This window comes from Wenzhouxiangella indolica, from assembly GCF_042310355.1.
GTDB lineage: Bacteria > Pseudomonadota > Gammaproteobacteria > Xanthomonadales > Wenzhouxiangellaceae > Wenzhouxiangella.
In genome coordinates, this window is sequence record NZ_JBHJMR010000002.1 from 438,320 (window position 1) to 458,274 (window position 19,955).

Sequence of the window (19,955 nt, forward strand, 5' to 3'; positions counted from 1 at the left end):
CACGGGAATGGCCCATGAGCATTCAGTTGGAGCAGGCATTGATCCATGTCGTCGACGATGACGAAGCCATTCGCAGCAGCCTGGCGCGACTCGGAGAAGCCCGCGGCTGGCAGGTAAGGCCATATGCCAGCGCTCGCGCTTTTCTCGCCGAAAGACCATCCCCGGCCGGGCGGCCGGAATGCCTGGTTCTTGACCTGCAGTTGCCGGACATGAACGGTGCGCAACTGCTTGAAGCGCTGACAGCCTCGGGATGGCACATTGCCACCATTGTCCTGACTGCCTGGCCCGACAGCAACCTGGCCCGGCGGGCCCTGGATGCCGGTGCCATCCGAATCGTGCCCAAACCCTTCGCGCCCGGAGACTGGCTGCGCGCGGTCGAGGAGACACTTTCTCCCGCCGACCGATCCGCACTTTCATAAGGGGGTCCCCTTATTGCCGGTTCGGCTCGAAGCGGCTAGATTAAAACCTGGCGTCAGTGCGATTGCGTACAGACTGCCGGAGTTTGATTTGGCAGTATCCAGTCTTGGTTCGAGAGGAGGCAGGGATGGCCCGGCAATTGGGCAGTCTGCAAGAAGACGCACGGGGCACCGCGGGACGATCGGTTTTCCGCAAGGCGAGGACATGGGGCAGTGGAGCAGGGCGCCGCATTCTCCAGGCCGGAGAACACCTGTTTCAAGCTGGCGAATTCCATTGTGAGGCCTTCGTGATTAGAAGCGGCCGTCTCAAGAGCTATCGCCTGCATCGCGACGGCGAGGAGCAGGTCCTCGGAATGCACGGACCCGGCGATGCCATCGGTTTCGACGCGCTGATCGGCAAGCCCGCGGGCTGCAGCGTGGTGGCGCTGGAGATCGCTAGCGTGGAATCCATCGCGCTGGATCATTCCGCCTTGTCCGCGATGCTGAGCGCCGCCGGCATAGCCGGCCTTGTCGAAGGCATGTATGAAGAAATGCTGCGGCAGAGCAGGCTGCTGTACATCGATCGTCATCCGGCCGACCGGCGCCTGGCCGAGTTTCTTATGGACTTTTCTCGAAGCGAGGCTCTGCGGGGCCGAAGCTGCACCGATCTGATGCTACCTTTCAATCGCCGTGACCTTGCATGTTTCCTCGGCCTGGCGCCAGAGACGCTTTCGCGCGCCTTCGGTCGACTACAGGATCAAGGCACTCTGTCGGTGGAAAACCGGGCGATTCGAGTCAATGACCATGATGCCCTGAAGAAAGCGGCTGGGGAATAGACAGAGCCGCCGCGTGCAACCCCGCTGAGCCTGGAGGGCCATTCAGGCTTTCAGCGCCATGTCTCGAAGCGATCGCGATGGATGCTTTCGATCCAGACAGCTTGAGCGCTTTGCGCCGAGAAAACGTCCATTCCCGGGACCTGGCTCCAGATGCGATAGTGATATGCCAGATGGGAAGACAGCCCGGAATCGTTGGCCGTGCTGCCATCACCTTCGAAGACCAGCGTCGCATCGCCATCTTCCGGAGAAGAGGGGAACTCGCCGACTTTGCGCAAAAGGCGATACGCGCTGCTGTTCCCACTCCAATCGAGCACGATCTCGCTACCCGAGACCGGATGGATCGTCAATGAACCGGGGTTGTCCGGAAGGCTTGCGGCATCGGCACGGGCCGAGTCGCCGGAGTAGAACGCCTCGTCCGGGACCTTGCCCCAGGCGGAAAAAAAGTACTGCGTACCTGGTGTCAGGCCGATCGCAGTGGCGCTGGCATCCGGTCCTTCGTAGACAAGCTCGGCCGAAGCGTCGCCTGGACTCTCGGCATAACCACCAGTCTTGCGCAAGACCCGGAAGTGCTCACCCTGGCTCGATCCAGTCCAGGCCAGCGCAATTTCGGTGGTGCTCGCGTTTTCCTGATCCGCGCTCAGGGCGTCCGGTGCTGGCGGCCCGATGGCAATGGTAACCGGGGACGCGAAGCTCCAGCCGACCTGGTTGGTGCCGTGTCCGGCATCGCCGACCGCGTGAATCGTGTATTCGTTTCCGAGGGTGATACCGGCAGGCACGGACAGATCGATCAAGTAGGTGACCCGGCCGTTGTCGGGAAGGCGCAGGGGAACACTGCTGTTGTTGTTGACGATCTGCGTGCCGCTGTCGGCAGTCGCCGTCGGCTCGCCCGGCACGTTGGTGAAGACCGGCTGGCCTGCGGAATCCCTGGTGATCGCTGCGGTAAAGCCGCCCCGCGCCATTGCATTGCCGATTGCGTCGATGATGACGGCATAGCGAGCGCTGGCGCCCGGAAGCACGGCGCTGGAGCCCTCAACCCGCACATCGACGACGCCGGGCACCGAGCCGTGGCAACTGGCGCAGCCATTGCCCGAATCCCCGGGGCGTTGGGTGGTGTTGATCACCCCGTAGGACCAGGCATGGGCCACCGGGGCGGGAAGCACAAGGGCGCAGAGCACAATGAACCTGATCAGTCGCATGCCAGTAACTCCCGCGGCCGGATATGCAAACCTCCCGCCGGCAAGGACGGGAGGCTGCGTTCAATCACTCGGTAGTGAACTCGAAACGATCGCTGAAGATGAAGTCGAGATCTTCGGGCCACTCGTCGACACGAACCGTGATGAGGGCCAGGTTGGAATCGTTTCCTTCAGTGGTCACACGATAGGTGAATCGTTCGAAACCCAGGAAGCCTTCACTCGGCGTGTAGACGATGGCGTCGCTTTCAACCGAGGCCGTACCCGCAAGCGGGCCATCGACAATGGTGATGCTCGAGCCTTCGGGGATCGGACCGCCCTGGTAGCTATCGTTGGCCAGAACGTCAATAGTGACCGGAATGTCGCGGAAGGTCACCGTGAAGTCATTCTCGGCCACCGGGGCATCCGGCTGCGGCTCGGGATTGACCGTGACCCTCACCGTCGCTTCCTGCGAGACCTCGCCGCCGATTTCCAGCGTGTAGGTGAACGTGTTCACGCCCGAGAAATCCGTATCCGGGATATAGTCCACGGTGTTGTCCGCCGGATCCAGCGTTGCCGTCCCGTTGACCGGCTGGCTGGTGATCGAGACCGTAGAGACAGCCGGGTCAGGATCGACCAGCTCGCCGTCGAGCAGGTCATTGGCGAGAATAGCAATGTTGACCGGCTGATTGAACTCGGTGACTTGAATGTCGTTGATGGCAACCGGCACTCCGGTTTCGGGCATGTAGCTTTTCAGAGGCGGCGCTTCGTTTCCGGGCAGTACCCATTCCGGATCCTCGCTGCCGGCAATCTCACCGAGCCCCAGGCTGCTGACGGACGTGGGAATCAGGCGCAGGGTGAGGCTGTCGTAACGCGGCTGACCCGTGGCCTCGTCGACGATCTGTTCGCCGATATAGATGTATGTGTCCATGTTGGACCCGCTGAGATCGTCGCTGAGCAAGCTTTCGTAGCGCGCTTCGTCAGGGAAGCCGGGGATGTTCTGGCCGAGCAGTTGGGAAGCCCATTGCTGCAGCTGGCTTTGCGAAACTTCGGAAAAGGGCGCAATCGGGGGCTCGGCGTCCGGATCCCCCTCCTGCCCGTAGCGCCAGGTGCTGCCGTCCCACCAGGCAACGACCGCGTCCGATTCCGTTTCGGGGTTGCCGTCCTCATGCAGGGCGATCACGGTGGGCACCAGCAGGTCGGGCAACATGTAGCCGAACAGGTTGCCGGTCAGCCCGGCCCCGGCCGCTTGCTGGGTCGTCATGTCGAAGTAGTTGAGGGTTATGGCGCCCAGGCGACCGTCGGCCAGTGCCAGACCGCTGTCGATATACTGGCTTTTCTCGGGACCCGCCACATCCTGCGGGGGAAAGAAGCCGGCGGCAAGATCACTGAAGAAGCCCGGGTCAAAGCGGGGGCGCAAGCCGTCGTCGAACAGCTTCGGTGCAAACGTCGCGTAGCGATTCTCCTGCCACACGACACGGTCGGGGGCACCGGTTTCGCCCTCGAAGAACTCGCGCGGCACCGTCGAGCGCAACTCGAAGGCCACGCCATCGTCTTCGAAAGACAAGGGCAGGAATTCGTCACCGACGCCGGTTCCGAGCTCCACGCGCAGACTGGCAATACGTTCGTCGGTGTTGTTGATGAACTTCTGTATGACCCGATAAATCCGACCGATTCCGTACTCGGCGCGAAACGCTTCCAGCGCTGCGCCGCCGTCATCTTCCGGGTCCTTGACGCCCTTGTAGCGGATATCCTTCATACCGGTGTCGAAGACCAGGTCGATCGGAACATCCGCCTGGGTGACTTCCAGGAAGTAGCGCTTCGAACTGCCCTGCGGATCGCTGCAGGTCTTGGGCAGGAGTTCGCCGAAATCTTCGTCAATGCGCTCGCCTGCAGCCATGATGCAGTTGTGCGTCGGGAACTCGTAGTCGTCGGTAATCGCCTGGATACCCGGCGGGCGGCCACTACCGTCGTCGAGCGCCCAGGCAATGAAGGCCACGCTACCCACGCCCGTGCCCTCGGTATCGGCTTCCTTGGTATCCTGGTCCGGATAGATGTAGGTGCGCCCGAGAGCTGCCTCGCTTTGCAGCGAGTGACGTATGACCGACGTAGTCGATGCCGCGTCCTCGATGACCGTTCTGGCGTTGACGTTGTTCCACTGGGTCAACCGTGGCACGGGTACATCGACGTAAGTCTCGGGCTCAGGGTCCTGTGCCGATAGACTACTGGCCACAAGGCAGGTCAGGAATCCGGCAAGCATTTTTCCAGCGGGCACTGATGCCCGACCTGAGGGTTCTGTACTTCCAGACATTGGCGCTTCCTCTCTGAGGTCGTTCGGGATTGGGTTAATCGATGACGCGCCAGCTACCATCGGCCTGGCGGCATGCGGTTCCGTAGATCTGTTCGCTCCGGCCGCCGATCTCGGCGTCCAGGACGTATTCCCGGCAGGGGCCTTCTGTGGACTCGTAGGTGCGGGTGGGCTCCATGCGGTAGTCGTATCCGGTATCGGGGTTGGTCCAGGTCGTCGCCACGCCCGTGCGAGTGGTTTCGAGCGTGGCCGACATCTTCATGCGGTCGAGCTCGTCCATATTGCGTCCAATCGAACTGCCGATGGCACTGCCCGCCAGGGCGCCGATGACGGTCGCCGTGGTACGTCCTCGTCCACTGCCAACCTGGCTGCCCAGCACGCCACCGATAATGCCGCCGATGACCATGCCGGCTTCCTCTTTTGGACCCGTAGCACAGCCGGAAAGCATGAAGAACGGCACGATCAGGAGAATCAGGATTGAGCGCCACATTTCGAGAAGCCCTTTTCAGCAATCGATGCCGTGAATACTAGAGACCCCGGATGCTGCATGCGATGACGCGCGTCAATGGAACGGCAACTTGTCTGACCAGTGGTGGCAACGTAGAAAGAATTGAGGGATCGCTCAGTGTGGTCGCCCCCTTGCAGACAACCTCGAGCTCAAAGGTATTCAGGCAACTGCTTGCGAATATCCGGGGCATCCAGCCTCGAGACGTTCTTGGCCGTCTCGCTGCAAACTAACTCGCGCGTCTCTTCATCCAGGCTGTTGCGCAATTGCCCGAGAAAGTGCGGCGCCGCCAGGACATGCAGTCGTGAAAGACTGCCGTCGAGGCGCGCCTGGCGTAGCCGCCGGGCAAGCTCGATGGCCATGGTCTTCTCGGCGTGCTCGCGATGGCCCTCCACCTCGGACATGGAAAACCGTGAGGAGCGAGAACGGTTCAGCCCCCGCCCGGGCTCATCCGAAACGAGATCCTGCTCACGCAGCCTGACGTCCGGGTTGAGCATGACATCGAACTCCTCGATCGACTGCCCCTCGCCCTTCTGAAACAGGCGAACCCGGGCACTGTCGGCCACGATGACCCAGCAATCACTCATGTCTGTTCGCTCCCGGTGTCCATCGCCACACGGCCAGGCGCCTTACTCGAGGATGAAGCTTACCCGCATGGTCACGCGATAACGCATGATGTTGCCGTCTTCGACAATAACCTTCTGTTCGGCAATCCATGCGCCGCGCACGTTCTTGAGCGATTTTTCCGAACGTTCGATGCCTCGGCGGATGGCGTCTTCGAAGCTTTCGGTGGAATCCGATGTGATCTCTACGACCTTGGCGACACTCATACTGCTTCTCCGGTTCGATGGGTTCGAGTCGTGTATATCAACGCTTGATTTCGATCTTTCTGGCCACGGCTTTCTCGGATTTCGGGATATGTACTTCGAGTACGCCGTCCTTCATCTTCGCCTCGATACCGTCGTCAGTCGCGTCGGGCAGGGAGAACTGGCGGGCAAAGCTGCCGTAGAAGCGCTCGACCCGGTGGAGATTTTCACCCTCTTCCCGATGTTCCTCCTTGCGCTCGCCGCGCACGGTCAGTATGCCGTTGTCCATCGTGATATCAATGTGCTCCGGATCGACGCCGGGAAGATCGGCCTTGACGATATAGGCCTTCCCGGTCTCCTTGAGATCGACGGCCGGCGCCCAGGATTCGCCGAAGAACGTGTCATCGGGAAGGTCTTCGAAGGGCCAGTCGGCAAGTGACATCAGGCGACGAAGGGCGTTACCGCTGGAAGCTTGCGCGCGCTGGCGCTTGCGGGGAAGTGTCATTGTCCATCCTCCTCGATATCGAGTGAACACTGCGTACCCAAACTACGCCTACGCACGCGCGGACGCATTGACCCGCGTCAATGAACAAGCAAGCCGACGATCCGACTCTCGTTACCTCTGGCACTGTGCTTTCCCGAGCCCTGTGTGATTGAATTGCAATCAACTCCACACACACGAGACGCAGACATGTCGATTCGATTTTTCACGGACACGGCGAGCGTGCTTCTTCTGGGTCTGACGTCGCTGGCGGCGGCCAGCGACAATATCCGCATCCCGGCCGGTACCTCGCACGATGGCCATCTGGAAACCCGCAACGGCTCGATCCACGTCGAGGACAACGCCACGATCGAGGGCTCGCTCGACAGCCGCAACGGCCGCATCGAGACCGGTTCGTCGGTCACCGCCGGCGATGTCCGTACCCGCAACGGCGCCATCGAGCTGGGCGGCGACGGCCGCTACGGGCGGATCGAGTCGCGCAACGGCCGGATCCAGCTGGGCGACGGTTCCAGTGTCGAAACCATCGAGTCCAGAAACGGCAGCATTCGGATCGGCGCGTCAAGCCGCACGGCCGCGCTAGACTCGCGCAACGGCGGCATCGCCATCGGCGCCGACGCCGTCGTCGACGGCGCGGTCAGTACGCGCAATGGCAGTGTCTCGATGGCGTCGGGCAGCCGCGTCACCGGCCGCATCACGACGCGCAACGGCAGCGTCATGCTCGATGGCGCGACTGCGGAGAGAGGCATCCAGACCCTCGCCGGCGACATCATCCTCGAGAACGCCAGCCGCTCGGGCGGTGACCTGCTCATCGAGATTACCGAGGAGAACGCCAGACGCAATGGCGGCTTCTTCGGATTCGGCGGCAGCACCTCCTGGCCGGAAGCCGGCGATATCCGGATCCTGGCCGGCAGCGAGGTCGACGGCAGCGTCATCCTCCTCCTCGCCGCGGACTACGACGAAGAACTGCCCGTGGTCGAAATTGCTTCGGGCAGCGTGGTGTCCGGCGACGTGCGCGTCGACAGCCGCGTTGAGTTGATCATCGAAGGGGAAATCGGCGGAGAAGTCGAGCGCGTCGCGCCCTGAAAGAAAGGTTTCGGATGATGTGATACGGTTTCGGTCATCCGGTTGAATTCTTGGGAAGGGGTAAACCGGATGATCTGACAAATCGCAAGGAGAACGATCGTGACCAAGCACGATCTCTCGTTGCGAGTAGTGAACGGCGGCCATGCCGCCGACCTGCTCGCCTACAGAACATTGCGCGCCTCCGTCGGCTTACCCCGGCTGACCTCGCTGGCGATCATCGGACTCGGGCTTCTGGCGTCCTGGCTTTGCGTCTACGCGGCCGGGGGCGCGGGAGCGCTGGTTCCGCATCTCTACTACCTGCCGATCCTGTTCGCAGCCACCCGATTCGGGCCTTTCATCGCCCTGATCACCGGCATTTCAGCAACGCTTCTGGCGGGACCGATGACGCCGGAAGTCGTCGCAACGGGCGAGGCGCAGGAGACCTTCCAGTGGCTGACCCGCGGGGCGTTCTTTGTCGGAATAGGGCAGTTGTCCGCCTGGCTGCTGGCGCCTTCGATCCGCCCCATTACCGACGAACTGCATGCCCTGCAGATCGAACACCGCATTCGAAATGCACTCGACCGCAACGAATTCCACATGGTGTACCAACCGATCTATTCCATATCCAGCGGCCGCTTTGTCGGCGTGGAAGCCCTGATCCGCTGGGAGCATCCCGTACATGGCAACATCCCGCCCGACGAGTTTATGGGCGTGGCCGAGGAAACCGACCTGATCCACGACATCACCGACTTCGTGCTCGACCAGGCCTGCCGCGCCGCATCCGAGTGGCGCAGTACCGCGCTGGCGCGGGGACAGGAGCCGCTCCACGTCGCCGTCAACCTGTCCGCGCGTGACATGGAGCGACCGGATCTGGCCCGAACCGTCGAGAGCATCCTGGCAAGACATCAACTGCCGCCGGAACTCGTGCACCTGGAGCTGACCGAGAGCGTATTGGCATTCGAGGGCACCGGATTCCAGCTGCGCCAGCTCAAGAAGCTCGGGATCACGCTGTCCATCGATGATTTCGGCACCGGCTACTCATCGCTGTCGTATCTCGACCGCTTCCCCTTCGACATCATCAAGATCGACCGCTCCCTGATTTCCAACCTGGGGCCCGATCCGTCCAGCCAGAGCCTGGCGCGCGGCATGATCGCGCTGTCGAGCTCGCTGGAGAAGCTGACCATCGCCGAAGGCATCGAAACACGCGAGCAACTCGCCATCGCCCGCGACATCGGATTCGACCTGGTGCAGGGATTCCTGTTCTCGCGTCCACGCCCACCCGGAGAAATCCCGGCATTGGTGATGACCAATGCTGACCCCTTGAGTGCGCCAGCCGAGTCAGCCGGGAAAAGCGGCGAGTCCTAGCGACCCATCAGGAAGGAATTGCTCTCGATTCACGGACCGGCGACAATCGAGGCGCCCGAGTCATCACAGGACAAGAAATCATGCCGAGGTCACCCACCGTCATACTGGTAGCAATGATCTGCTGCGCCTGCAGCGACCCATCAACAGCGCCTGAGAATGGCGTAACCGAAGAATCGAACCGCACCAAGACCGGATACGAGCAGTCGCTAGAGCGCGCCCGTGAAGTGGAGGACCAAGCACGTGAGGCCGCCGAGCGTAAAGAACGCGCCATAGAAGAGATTGACGAAGGCGACAGTTGAGCCGTCCTGAAATCATTCACCAGAGGGATCGATCCACAAATGACCATCAAGAACTGTCGCGCGGCGCTGCTGACCGTGCTCATCGGCGGGCTGCTGCTCGCAATCGGGCCCGACGCACAGGCCAACGAGCGCGAGGCATGGGCGCGCATCCACGCCGAATCCCTCCCCGAATGGCTCGATGAAGAGCGGGCGATCGACTACGGTGCCTTCTTCTGGGCACCGGTGAACGATCAAGCCCGCGCCATGCTACACACCGGCGCTGAGCCGTACGAGTTGCACGAGAAGGCCTTCGAGCTCGAGCTGGGTGGTACGCGATTCGATCCGCTGGTCGACGGCCTGCCGGCAAGTTCGATGGCTGCCGGCCGGCAAACCACCGACGGCCCGGACTGGCGCCTGGTGCAGTTCCAGGGCCCGATTCGCGCCGAATGGCTGGCCGGACTCCGCGCACAAGGCGTCGAGCCCGTTCAGTACATCCACCCCCATGCCTACGTGGTGTGGTCGGATGCCGCCGCCATGCAGGCCTTGTCGCGCCAGAATGCCGTGCGCTGGCAGGGCGACTTCGCACCCGAGTTCCGTCACCCGCCGATCTTTCACCGGCAGGGCAGGGAAACGATCGAAGTCACGCTGATGTTCCGCTCGGGTATGGACGCCGCGCTTTCCGCTGCCGCCCGCGCCGGCGCCGAAGTGATCGATTCGGGCGCGCTCGACCGGCATTTCGATGTGGCCACCGTGTGGGCACGCGAGGACCGACTGGCCGAGCTGGCTCGCATTCCCGGCGTCTACAGCGTGCAACCCGTGCCCACCGACGGCGGCACGCGTAGCGAGATGAGCGTCCAGATCAATCACGAGAACGTCGACGGCAGCGGCGCGGCCCTCCCGGGCTATCTCGACTTTCTCGACACGCTGGGACTCGACGGCAGCGGCGTCACCCTGGCCGTGGTCGACAACGGCACGCAGATCAACCACCCCGATATCGCCGACCGGATGCTGCCGTGCAGCGCGCCGAGCTGCGGCGACGGCACCCAGACCGACGGCCACGGCACGCACGTGGCCGGCATCATGGTCGCCGACGGCGCTTCGGGTACCGAAAATGCCGACGGATTCCTGCGTGGGCTGGGCATGGCGCCGGGTGCCGGGCTCGTCGAGCAGCGCAACAACTCGGTCGGCACGCCCTGGCTGCTGAACCTGATGCGCGACTCGGTCCGTAACGGCGCCAGCATTTCGAACAATAGCTGGGGCCCCTCGGGCACGCCGCAGGGCTACGACAATCTCACCCGCCAGGTCGACGTGGGCGCGCGCGACGCCGATGCCGACGAGCCCGGCGACCAGCCGCTGACCTACGTGCTGGCTTTCATGAACGGTTTCGGCGGAACCAGCAGCCAGGGCTCGCCGGACGAGGCCAAGAACGTCTTCACCATCGGTTCGGCCTGGGCCCAGGTCAACGCCGATACCCAGGACATGCGTAACGACGACATCTCGGCCAACAGCGCACACGGCCCCGCGCTGGATGGCCGCTTCATCCCGCACATGATCGCCAACAGCCGCTTTACCGATTCGACGCTCGGCAGCAGCGGCTACGGCATGCAGGGCGGCACAAGCCAGGCCGCCCCGCACGTCGCCGGTGCGGCCGCGCTGTTTACCGAGCACTACCGCAATGTCTGGAAAAGCGAGCCCAGCCCGGCCCTGATCAAGGCCGCGTTCCTGGCGCAGACGCGCGACCTGGAGGGCAACAACGACGCCGACGACAACCCCATCGATGCGCGTCCGACCAGCACGCAGGGCTGGGGCCGGATGCATCTGGGCCCGTTGCTCGCACCGACGCTGCCGGTGTTCTACCTCGACCAGTCCCATGTCTTCACCGATACCGGTCAGACCTGGCAGCAGACCTTCCATGCCGCCGATCCCCAGGAACCGATGAAGCTGATGCTGGTCTGGACCGACGCCCCCGGCCATGGCCTGGGCGGCAGCACGCCGGCATGGAACAACGATCTCGACCTGCGCGTCACCGCCGGCGCCGATCTATACCTCGGCAACGTCTTCGAGAGCGGCTGGTCGGCCACCGGCGGCAGCGCCGACGGCCGCAACAATACCGAAGGCGCGTACCTGCAACCCGCGCAACACAAAGGCAGCATCACGGTGGAAATCCTGGCCGCCGACATCAACTCCAACGCCTTGCCCAACGCGGGCGAAGACAACAGCCAGGACTTCGCGCTGGCTTGCGTCAACTGCACCACGGGCACCGACGGCGCCGACCTGGGCATCGGCCTGACCGCCGTCCCCGCCACCGTGGAACCGGGCGAGACCGCCACCTGGGTCGCCCAGGTCGCCAACTTCGGCCCCGATACCGCGCTCGAACCGAGCATCACGCTCTCCCTCCCACCCGAGGCCGCGTACGTCAATCACCGCACCCTGGGCGGCACCGTGCCGGAATGGACATGCAGCGAGAGCGCCGGCACCGTCGAATGCGAACTCTCGGCCAGCATCGCCGCATCGGAAATGGCCCCGTCCCTGGAAGTTGAAACCACCGTTGCCGCATCGGCCACCCCGGGCCTGATAGCGGCCACGGCACAAGCATCGAGCACGGTCACCGATCCGGTCGCCGACAATGACTCCGCGACCGAAACCGTCGAGGTCGTCGGCAAGCCCGAGGACGATGTCTTCCGAGACGCTTTCGAAGCGGCGTCTCGCTAGACCAACAACACGATCGATTGCCCGGGGTATCGGAGCCGCTCTTGACGGTCGCACTTCCCCGGCGTGACGCGGGCATGCAAGGACCAGCAACCGTCCTCGCGCATGCGCCAGACCACCCGGCGACGCTCGTGCCGCTGGTTTCGGGCTGTGGCAAAAGGACGAACACCCGAATAAATCAGTAGCTTGAGTACTGGGCGACAACCTCTGCTTCTCAGTTGCCTGGATGGGTTGATTCAACCATCAATCAGGGCAATGCCGTATCGGTTCAGCACTTCGTCAAGATTTGAGCCTGCGTTCATCCAGGAAACGGGTTGTTCGGGCTCGGCGAGCTTCGCTGACGCGCGCTCGAATAAGGCGATCGACATCTGGTCGTCGTCATGGCGGGCTCGATAGACCAATCCATCGGGTTTGTCGTTGTGGTCGTGAAATTCACGTGCGATCGATTGAGTCAAACTTCGGTCCACGTACGATGATATTTGGCTATCCAGCCCGTTTCGCTTAAGGCCCTCACCATGGCAATGTGCCAGTCGCAGCGTCTTTCGGGTCTGTATGCGAGTTAGGCAATAGTTGCGCAGGTCCGATTTTTGAAGGATCTGGCCGGTCGGCGTTCGGATCAGGGTCTCGGCAAATGCGCCGCTTGGCGAGAGCGATAGATAGCAAACGCCAAACTTTCTCCGCGGGTCATCGAATCGGTGTCGACCGTAACGGCCAAAATGAAGCACGCCGTGCTGGATTGCATGGCATCGGTACAACAACGTGCCAACAGCAACCTCACGAATTGCAAGTTCTTCAGGTACCACCCTGTCGTCCAAAACGCTCTGCGGCGGCGATAACCTGCTCAGTGCACCTCGCAAGACATTCGGCCGGTGTCTTTTCTGCAAGATCCGGGTGGGGCATCATGAACCAGTCCAGCCGCGTCCAGTCGCCGACGCTTTCCAGCGCGGACAGGCAATCGCTCATTCCATCGACAACCCGGTCATCACGGAACTGAAAGGCCGGCAACAGGATGGATTGCCCTTGTTTGACCGCCAACAGCCCACCGCGCTGAATGCGCTTGCGCACCGAATCCGGTCGAATATCCAGCAAATCTGCGACTTGCTCGATCGGCAGCATCTCGGTAGTGCGCATTAGTCGGGTTCGCGCCTTGCGGCCGCGAAGAAGGGCTCTGCCAATTGCGCTCTCGCTGGCCGCCTGTGCGGCCAAACGGCTCTCCATTTCTCCGAGCAACCCAAGATCGTCAAGCGCCGGCAAATCTTCCAGTTCGGAATCCGGCAATCGGTCGAGAATGCGCCGGACTCGCTCGTAAAGTTGCTGACGGCTCTTCCCACCGTAGCCCATGTACTGCGCGCCAGCTTCCTTCGTTCGGTGAGTCATGGTGATCCAGCCCATGTCCTGTATGTCAGTATATTAATGATTACGGACAATTAAGACAAGCCCCTCCTTGCAGACAGCTCGGCTATCTGGCCTTCCAACCGACGGGATCTCTTCGGCGCGCTGCGGTTGCTACTGAGTAGAATAGCCCCATGACGACCCAAACCGCGAACCCGCAAGGGCCAGACCTTTCTCACCTGGCTGAACGGTGCAGCCGCTCCATCGTGCAAGGTGAACCGCTCGATGATCTGCTGACCCGGATCGAATCCAGTCTGGATGTCTTCTTCCCGCCGCTTCCACACGGAGCGCTGCACGAAGACCGCGATCTGCGCCGACGCCTTCTCCGGGTGATGGTGCGCGCCATCTGGCAGGGCATTCCCAATCCGGAGCTCGAATTCGCATTGCCGAAGCTGCCCGAACCGGGACGCAATGAGCGCTGCCACTGCGGTTCGGGACGAAAGTACAAGGTCTGCTGCCAGGCTCTGGCGCGCGAGGTGCCGATTCGCGACGTCAATTTCCTGCCCAGCCTGCTCGCTGTAATGCCGCGCAAGTACTGGAAAGAGCTGGCCGGCAGCCGGATCGACCCGTCCATGGTGGCGCATACCGTCGAGCAGTGGCTCGAGGAAGGCGAGTTCGAGATCGTGGTGAGCCTGCTCGAGCCGTGGTTCGCCAGCGACTCGGCGTTCGTGGGGCAACATGAGTTTCTGCTCGATGCTCTGCTCGATGCCTACTCCGAACTGGGCAACCCGCGCAAAAAATCGAAGCTGCTTGAACGGGCGATCGAGCAGGGTGATCGCACGATTCGCGCTGCCGCGATGCAACGCCAGGTCAGCGTGCTGGCCGATCGGGGCAAGTTCAATGAAGCCTGGTCCATGTTCAACAAGGCGCAGCAGATCGATCCCGACTCGCCCGGCCTGGCCCATCTGGAAGTGGCCACGCTGATGGTACAGGGTCGCGAACAGGAGGCGCGCACGCGAGCCGATTTCTGGTCCCGCCGCCTGGCCCGGGCAGGGCACCCCGAACTGTCCGGCCTGGTTGACTGGTTGCGCGACGTGGCGCAACGCGGCTCGGCCGCCATCGGCGAGATCATGGCGGAGAGTTCCGGGGCTGCCGATCTGCTGCCAGCCATGCAGGACATGCCGGCACCTAAGTCCATGTATGACCTTGATCCCGTCGATGGCGATACCGGTCCACTCACGCCCAAAGCGCGACTGGTGCGTGCCATGGACGCATGGCGACAGCGAATTGATCCGGTCAACTATTCGCCCGGCGCCGGCCGCGGTCGAAGTGACCCCGCCGCGGATCTCGACCGTATGATCGCGCTGCTCGAGGACTATCCGGAACTGTGGCACAGCTTCGAGGCCTTGGCGGAAATAGCCTATTCCGCACGGGCCCTCGATTTCCCGGGCGTCGAGGAAACCGTCATCCTGCCGCTGCTCCAGCGCGCCGAGTCGCTGCTGGAAATCGTGCTGGAGGCAAACGGGGCGGCGGCGTGCCGGCTTGAGTGGGGGTTCTGGGAGAATCGACCCGCGCTGGATCTGCTGGCCTGGCGGATCGGCATCGAGCTCGATCGACCGGCCACCCCCGAACATGTTCAGCGCCTGGAGCGACTGCTGCAACTCAACCCCCATGACAATCAGGGCATGCGAATGCCCCTGTCGCGACGTTACCTCGAGACGGGCCGATTCGAGGATGCCCTGGCCCTGGCCGAGCGCTATCCCGACGACCTGCCCGAGATGCAGTACAACCATGCCCTGGCCCTGTTCGCGCTTGATAGATCCGAAAAAGCGCGCGGAGTGCTGGACAGCGCTGCAGAAGCCTACCCGAAAATCCTGGAGGCGCTCCTGAAGTCCCGCATGCGCCGCCCGAAGATCGATCCGACCAGCATCCAGCTCGGCGGCGACGACGAGGCCTGGATCTATCGCGAGGAGTATAGGCCGCTGTGGCAGCGGCTGGGCGCGCTGGAATGGGCACGGCAGCTCAAAGAATAGGGCTGCCCAGACTGCTTCAGACGGACAATGGCGCGCTAGCGCTGCAGTTGGTACAAACTCTCCACCACCAGATCATCATCCATGCGCTCGCCATGCCAGTCCGGAATGCACGTTTCCGCTGAAACGTCCACGCCGGCGCGGCGGTTGGCGGTCATCAGGGCAAAAACGTTACCGCGGAAACGCATCTGCGGCGCTTCGGGAATCAGCCTGCCGCGGCGATCGTAGAACTTCGGCACGCCGTCAGCCCCCATCTGCACATCGAATCCGCCCTCGTGCACCGCGCGATGATGGTGCCGGCAAAGGGTGGCCAGGTTATCGAGCTTCGTCTCGCCGCCATCGGCCCAGTGCACCACATGATGCGCATCGACATGCTTGTGCGCCGTGCAGCCGGGAAAGCGGCAACCCTGGTCCCGCCGCTGCAATGCTCGCCGAATCGATGGCGGAATCGAGCGGGTCCTGCGACCCACATCCAGGGTTGCACCCCTTTCGGACTCCTCCCACGGCACCACGCCACAATCACACCCCAAGCGCCGGGACGTTTCCGCTGAAACGTTTCCGCCACGCTCCAACGTCGATTCCGCCCCCTCGCCATCGGCACGCAGGGTATCCAGATCCGTGTGCACATTCACCGTGCACCGATCCCCACCATTCACGCTTCCGCCTTCCCCGGACAGGAAACCATCGGCCAGCCGCTCCATGGCGTCCGCCCGCTTCTGAGCCATGGGGCAGGGCATCGGCTTGTCGAAATCCGGCTCGGCCGACGTTTCCGCGGAAACGTTGCGCTGCTCGGCCTCGATCTCGTCCACGGCCACATCGATCGCCTTCATGATGCGCTCGCCCTGTTCCGGCGTGAAGCGGGCATGCAGGGACAGGCAACCATCCTCGTCCATGCGCCAGACCACCCGGCGACGCTCGTACCGCTCGTTCTCGGCATCCAGCGCCTCATTGCGCTTGGCCCGCCTGAACTGACGAACCGCTCGCTCCATGTGCGAGGCCGTGCCGTGCAGGGCGATCATCAGCAGAAACTCCTCGTTGTCGTCCGTCGCCACCCGGGTCATCGCCCGGACCTTGGAATAGCTGATCTCGCCCTTCGAAAACGACGCACTGATCCTCGGCAGGTCCGCCAGCGCATGCGCCACTCGCAGCTTCTCGCGCGCGGCATTCAGCCCGATTCCGCATTTCCAGTTGAGCCAGTGGGCACACGATCGAATACCGGGGTCGGCCCAGCCGGCCGTCTCGTCAAAGCGCCGAATCAGGGTCAGAAAGCGGTAGTTCGCGGCATGAATATGCGCCGCCAGTTCGGTGATCTGATCCTCCAGCGCCCGGATTTCATCATCGCGCAGGGCAGGGATGATCGGGGTGGTAAACGCCATGATTTCGCCCTCCGTAAAATACTATATTATTTTACAGTTTAACTGGGATATTTTCAAGGAATCAGGGGGGTTAGAGCGGGCTTTCCGATGTCGGCGGGATAGCGGAAACGGCGGCGGATTCGACATCGACGACAGGCGCATTGAAGAGCCGGACGAAGGGGTAGAAGGCGAGGACTCGACCAGGGCCAGAAGACTGTCGAAACTAATCACCGTGCCCGGGGAGGTTTTCCAATAGGTCTACGATCTCGGCGACAACTGGATCCACCGGATAGACGACGAAGATTTCGACGTGTCAGCCGATCCCGGCTGGATTCACTGGCTACGCGACGGCGCCCGGCGCCGCCCGACTGAAGAGTGCGGGGATGATTTCGATCCGGAAGAGTTCAGCGTGTCGCAGGCGCGGCATCTGAAACGTCGGTGATGGGGGTGCCAGGCGAGGGCATGCAGGTCGCGATTCCATCGGACTCGAAGACGATCAGCGGCAGGGATTGCAATGGTCGTTCCTGTCGCGGTAAAAGGGGGGAACTGGCGCGAATGCATACCTAAAGGGCCGGGTAAAAAGGGAGGCGGTATGGCGAAATCCCTGATTCCTGACTGGATGGGTTCAGGCCGATCCTGTGAGGCTTAAGCAGTAGATCGGTACCTGAGCACGAGAGCTTTGAATCCCATGCGCGCTAGAAGCACAAATGTCAGATTCTGGGTCTATGAGGACTCTTTCCACACCGAATCACCGCTCTGAATTTTTTGACTAAAAATGCTGAGAGTATTAGCTTGGATCGAAGTCGTGGCATCGATCATTCTGCTCGCCTTGGCTGCCTGGCCGTTCACTGGCTATTGCTCCGGCAGATTCATGGGGCTTGACTGTGAAAGCCAAGCGATCTTCGGCGTCAATATGTTCGCCCCGCTGGGAATCCTAGGCGCAATTTGTTCAGCCTGGTCGTTGAAGTGCAAGACAGTAATGCCCCAATTCGTCTTGCTCTGCGGTTTCATAGCCATCATGACTTACTGGCTTGCTCACGCGCTATGACATATCGCAAAGAAGAGCACATAGCAGGTGGCTCAAGTCTGCCCTGTCTCTTCGTCTCTCACGGTGCACCGACCTTCGCGCTCGAACCCGGTGTCATTGGCGAGAAACTCAATGCGCTGGGTCGACAATTGCCGCCGGTCAAGGCGATCGTGATTGTCTCGCCACACTGGATCAGCGAGGGCGTCATCGGCGTCACCGCCGGTTCCAGACCGGAGACCATGCATGACTTCGGCGGGTTCGATCCGGCCCTGAACGAACTTCAGTATCCTGCGCCGGGCGATCCCGTTCTGGCCGAGCGGATCCTGGAGCAGCTCAATGGGGCAGGGTGGACGGCACAGGCGGAACGGCAGCGCGGTCTGGATCACGGTGCGTGGGTGCCGCTCTTGCACATGTTTCCCGATGCGGCGGTGCCGGTGGTGCAGGTTTCCCTGCCGGGCGACCTGGACGGAGAGCGGGCCTGGCAATTGGGACGGTCGCTGGCGCCGCTTTCCGAGCTTGGCGTGCTGGTCATCGGCTCCGGGAGTCTCACACACAATCTCTACGAAGTTTTCCGGGGCGCCGAGGACGTGGGCTACGCCCAGGAGTTTGTTGAGTGGATTCGCCGAGTGGTTCGGTCAGGTCAGCTGGAGCGCCTGATGGCAGGCCTGGAAGAGGCGCCGCATGCGCAGCGAGCTCATCCGACACCCGAACACTTCTGGCCGTTGGTCGTAGCTGCGGCCGCGGCAGGTTCCGGGGCGACCAGCGTTTTGGAGGGCGGCATGCGATACCGGGTGTTGCCCATGGATGCTTTTGTCTTTGGTTCGTTATGATGGTCATGTTGGGCGCGTAGAGCGATAGAAGTCGGCCGGCTGTCGCGTACCTGTCAGGCCCCTGTCGTAACGCATTGACGTCGTCCGGGCCGATAATTCCAATCCTTGGAGCCCACGATGAGGAATGTCCATGCACGTCAACAGTGTTCGACTGCGAGAGCTGCGCCTTGCGCGGCAATGGTCGCAGGAGCAGCTGGCCACATTGAGTGGTTTGAACCTGCGCACGATCCAGCGCCTTGAATCGGGTGCAAGGATCTCCCAGGAATCCCTGCGAGCGCTTTGTGCCGTGTTCGAGGTGCCGGCCGAAAGCCTGCTGGCAAGCGAACCGGGGCCCAGCGAACCTGCGCTCAGAGCCATTCGCGCGGGCGTGATGCGCGGCCTGGACTTCACTGGCGTCACGCCGCGCGGGGAGTTCTGGTGGTTCGTGCTCGCCGTGGTGATGTTCCTGGGGCTGGCTCAGATCCTGGCCGAGTACGTGGGCGCGCTGCCGTTGCAGCTGGCCGGCATCGTGGTTCTGCTGCCGTGGATCGCCGCGTGCACACGGCGTCTGCGTGATGCGGGCCTGAGTCCCTGGTGGCAGCTCATCAGCCTGGCGCCGGTTGGCGGGATTCTGGTGTTGCTTTATCTGCTCACGTATCCGACGCGAACGGTGGGCCTGGACGAGGCTGCCAAAAGCGGTTCATGAGACTCGGAGGGGCGGATTTGGTCGAGAGGGGAATCTTATGGGCCCTCCAACTTGAGAGCCAGTAGTTCGCATAATGTATATTATGTAAAGTTCGCGATCAGGCCGCCCCAGCAAGTGAATTCCAGGGCCCCCGACCACCACTTCTATGAAGCACTTTATTATCCGTTGGTTACAGTTACTTCCTGAGACTATTTCTCGTTATGTACAGGCCGCAACCGCTGGCGCTGCAGCGGCTCTGATCAAGGTCAAGAACCTGAGCCTCGGCCTGTGCAATCCTCGTCGGACACTCTGACGACGCGCAAGGAGAATTCCATGAGCAAATCCAAGGAACTGGTCATCGCCCTGGACGGGTCAAAGCCCGCGTTCGAGGCGCTCGATGCCGCCCGCGACCTGGCCAGGGCCATGGGCCGCGAGCTCTCGGCGCTTTATGTCTTCCCTCACCACCGGGGCTTTTCGGCCACGCCGTCGGGCCTGGACGAACAGACTTCGAAAGAGAACCTGGAGAAGGCGCGCGACAGCGAAGCGCGGAAGATCTTCGAGGCGGCTGAACAGCGCCTGGGACAGCCGTTTGCGAACAAGCATGTGCTGAGCGGCGATCCGGCCGAGGAGATCATCGCCTTCATGGAAGATAACCTGGGTACGCACCTGGTGATGGGCCGACGCGGCCTGTCGAAAATCAAGTCCCTGCTGATGGGCAGCGTCAGCACCAAGGTCGCCGCGCACGCCCCGGGTCTGGTTACCGTAGCCTGAGGAAATGCCCG

General features: G+C 62.3%; 19 protein-coding genes. 10 read left to right on the forward strand and 9 right to left on the reverse strand.

From position 1 onward, the window contains the following. The first annotated feature begins 14 nt into the window (after positions 1-14). Together ACDC67_RS05015 and ACDC67_RS05020 are read left to right on the forward strand one after the other, a co-directional pair. Complete coding sequence (locus ACDC67_RS05015; protein ID WP_376691130.1) at positions 15-419, forward strand: response regulator transcription factor; 405 nt, start codon at positions 15-17, stop codon at positions 417-419. A gap of 62 nt (positions 420-481) precedes the next feature. Continuing rightward, entirely contained in the window at positions 482-1,231 is a 750-nt protein-coding gene (locus ACDC67_RS05020) for a Crp/Fnr family transcriptional regulator (protein ID WP_376691132.1), read from the forward strand. A 50-nt stretch (positions 1,232-1,281) separates the two neighbouring features. Here the strand turns inward: ACDC67_RS05020 and ACDC67_RS05025 are convergent, their stop codons facing one another. The 6 genes from ACDC67_RS05025 to ACDC67_RS05050 all read right to left on the reverse strand — a co-directional run bounded on the left by ACDC67_RS05025 (position 1,282) and on the right by ACDC67_RS05050 (position 6,524). Next, a complete protein-coding gene (locus ACDC67_RS05025) occupies positions 1,282-2,427 on the reverse strand; it encodes a choice-of-anchor V domain-containing protein (RefSeq protein WP_376691134.1) in 1,146 nt (381 codons plus the stop codon). A 64-nt stretch (positions 2,428-2,491) separates the two neighbouring features. After that, complete coding sequence (locus ACDC67_RS05030) at positions 2,492-4,576, reverse strand: choice-of-anchor F family protein (protein ID WP_376691136.1); 2,085 nt, start codon at positions 4,574-4,576, stop codon at positions 2,492-2,494. Between the two features lie 169 nt (positions 4,577-4,745). Next, positions 4,746-5,198 carry a glycine zipper 2TM domain-containing protein gene (locus ACDC67_RS05035; RefSeq protein ID WP_376691137.1) on the reverse strand — a complete coding sequence of 151 codons (453 nt, stop codon included), beginning with the start codon at positions 5,196-5,198 and terminating at the stop codon, positions 4,746-4,748. A gap of 167 nt (positions 5,199-5,365) precedes the next feature. Beyond that, positions 5,366-5,800, reverse strand: a complete 435-nt coding sequence (locus tag ACDC67_RS05040; protein ID WP_376691139.1) for a host attachment protein — start codon at positions 5,798-5,800, stop codon at positions 5,366-5,368. Positions 5,801-5,842: 42 nt separating this feature from the next. Continuing rightward, entirely contained in the window at positions 5,843-6,043 is a 201-nt protein-coding gene (locus tag ACDC67_RS05045; RefSeq protein ID WP_376691141.1) for a dodecin family protein, read from the reverse strand. 37 nt (positions 6,044-6,080) lie between these two features. Continuing rightward, positions 6,081-6,524, reverse strand: a complete 444-nt coding sequence (locus tag ACDC67_RS05050; protein ID WP_376691142.1) for an Hsp20/alpha crystallin family protein — start codon at positions 6,522-6,524, stop codon at positions 6,081-6,083. Between the two features lie 186 nt (positions 6,525-6,710). Here ACDC67_RS05050 and ACDC67_RS05055 point away from each other — a divergent pair, with 186 nt between their 5' ends. From ACDC67_RS05055 to ACDC67_RS05065, 3 genes are all read left to right on the forward strand, one after another. Then, entirely contained in the window at positions 6,711-7,604 is an 894-nt protein-coding gene (locus tag ACDC67_RS05055; RefSeq protein ID WP_376691143.1) for a DUF4097 family beta strand repeat-containing protein, read from the forward strand. A 99-nt stretch (positions 7,605-7,703) separates the two neighbouring features. Beyond that, positions 7,704-8,948, forward strand: coding sequence for a putative bifunctional diguanylate cyclase/phosphodiesterase (locus ACDC67_RS05060; protein ID WP_376691145.1), 1,245 nt, complete (start codon positions 7,704-7,706; stop codon positions 8,946-8,948). A 338-nt stretch (positions 8,949-9,286) separates the two neighbouring features. After that, positions 9,287-11,938, forward strand: coding sequence for a S8 family serine peptidase (locus ACDC67_RS05065; RefSeq protein ID WP_376691146.1), 2,652 nt, complete (start codon positions 9,287-9,289; stop codon positions 11,936-11,938). Between the two features lie 233 nt (positions 11,939-12,171). On the opposite strand, the gene ACDC67_RS05070 is transcribed toward ACDC67_RS05065, so the two are convergent. Together ACDC67_RS05070 and ACDC67_RS05075 are read right to left on the reverse strand one after the other, a co-directional pair. Beyond that, entirely contained in the window at positions 12,172-12,750 is a 579-nt protein-coding gene (locus ACDC67_RS05070; protein WP_376691148.1) for an RES family NAD+ phosphorylase, read from the reverse strand. After that, complete coding sequence (locus tag ACDC67_RS05075) at positions 12,728-13,327, reverse strand: hypothetical protein (RefSeq protein WP_376691149.1); 600 nt, start codon at positions 13,325-13,327, stop codon at positions 12,728-12,730. The genes ACDC67_RS05070 and ACDC67_RS05075 overlap by 23 nt, the downstream gene beginning before the upstream one ends. 206 nt (positions 13,328-13,533) lie before the next feature. Between ACDC67_RS05075 and ACDC67_RS05080 the strand changes: the two genes are divergently transcribed. Further along, positions 13,534-15,300, forward strand: a complete 1,767-nt coding sequence (locus ACDC67_RS05080) for an SEC-C metal-binding domain-containing protein (protein ID WP_376691151.1) — start codon at positions 13,534-13,536, stop codon at positions 15,298-15,300. A 35-nt stretch (positions 15,301-15,335) separates the two neighbouring features. Here the strand turns inward: ACDC67_RS05080 and ACDC67_RS05085 are convergent, their stop codons facing one another. Continuing rightward, entirely contained in the window at positions 15,336-16,673 is a 1,338-nt protein-coding gene (locus tag ACDC67_RS05085; RefSeq protein WP_376691153.1) for an HNH endonuclease, read from the reverse strand. Positions 16,674-16,962: 289 nt separating this feature from the next. Here ACDC67_RS05085 and ACDC67_RS05090 point away from each other — a divergent pair, with 289 nt between their 5' ends. The 4 genes from ACDC67_RS05090 (at position 16,963) to ACDC67_RS05105 (ending at position 19,944) form a co-directional block, all read left to right on the forward strand. After that, complete coding sequence (locus tag ACDC67_RS05090) at positions 16,963-17,094, forward strand: hypothetical protein (RefSeq protein WP_376691155.1); 132 nt, start codon at positions 16,963-16,965, stop codon at positions 17,092-17,094. A gap of 602 nt (positions 17,095-17,696) precedes the next feature. After that, positions 17,697-18,509 (forward strand): DODA-type extradiol aromatic ring-opening family dioxygenase, encoded by an 813-nt coding sequence (locus ACDC67_RS05095; RefSeq protein WP_376691157.1) that lies wholly within the window; start codon positions 17,697-17,699, stop codon positions 18,507-18,509. 124 nt (positions 18,510-18,633) lie between these two features. Next, positions 18,634-19,194 (forward strand): DUF805 domain-containing protein, encoded by a 561-nt coding sequence (locus tag ACDC67_RS05100; RefSeq protein WP_376691158.1) that lies wholly within the window; start codon positions 18,634-18,636, stop codon positions 19,192-19,194. A gap of 312 nt (positions 19,195-19,506) precedes the next feature. Further along, positions 19,507-19,944, forward strand: a complete 438-nt coding sequence (locus ACDC67_RS05105; RefSeq protein ID WP_376691160.1) for a universal stress protein — start codon at positions 19,507-19,509, stop codon at positions 19,942-19,944. Positions 19,945-19,955: the final 11 nt, after the last annotated feature.

Coding starts and splice junctions, on each gene's coding strand:
- ACDC67_RS05075 (WP_376691149.1), bottom strand. CDS start 13,327: ATGGGCTGGATCACCATGACTCACCGAACGAAGGAAGCTGGCGCGCAG.
- ACDC67_RS05065 (WP_376691146.1), top strand. CDS start 9,287: ATGACCATCAAGAACTGTCGCGCGGCGCTGCTGACCGTGCTCATCGGC.
- ACDC67_RS05095 (WP_376691157.1), top strand. CDS start 17,697: ATGACATATCGCAAAGAAGAGCACATAGCAGGTGGCTCAAGTCTGCCC.
- ACDC67_RS05045 (WP_376691141.1), bottom strand. CDS start 6,043: ATGAGTGTCGCCAAGGTCGTAGAGATCACATCGGATTCCACCGAAAGC.
- ACDC67_RS05085 (WP_376691153.1), bottom strand. CDS start 16,673: ATGGCGTTTACCACCCCGATCATCCCTGCCCTGCGCGATGATGAAATC.
- ACDC67_RS05100 (WP_376691158.1), top strand. CDS start 18,634: ATGTCCATGCACGTCAACAGTGTTCGACTGCGAGAGCTGCGCCTTGCG.
- ACDC67_RS05055 (WP_376691143.1), top strand. CDS start 6,711: ATGTCGATTCGATTTTTCACGGACACGGCGAGCGTGCTTCTTCTGGGT.
- ACDC67_RS05040 (WP_376691139.1), bottom strand. CDS start 5,800: ATGAGTGATTGCTGGGTCATCGTGGCCGACAGTGCCCGGGTTCGCCTG.
- ACDC67_RS05025 (WP_376691134.1), bottom strand. CDS start 2,427: ATGCGACTGATCAGGTTCATTGTGCTCTGCGCCCTTGTGCTTCCCGCC.
- ACDC67_RS05035 (WP_376691137.1), bottom strand. CDS start 5,198: ATGTGGCGCTCAATCCTGATTCTCCTGATCGTGCCGTTCTTCATGCTT.
- ACDC67_RS05015 (WP_376691130.1), top strand. CDS start 15: ATGAGCATTCAGTTGGAGCAGGCATTGATCCATGTCGTCGACGATGAC.
- ACDC67_RS05105 (WP_376691160.1), top strand. CDS start 19,507: ATGAGCAAATCCAAGGAACTGGTCATCGCCCTGGACGGGTCAAAGCCC.
- ACDC67_RS05050 (WP_376691142.1), bottom strand. CDS start 6,524: ATGACACTTCCCCGCAAGCGCCAGCGCGCGCAAGCTTCCAGCGGTAAC.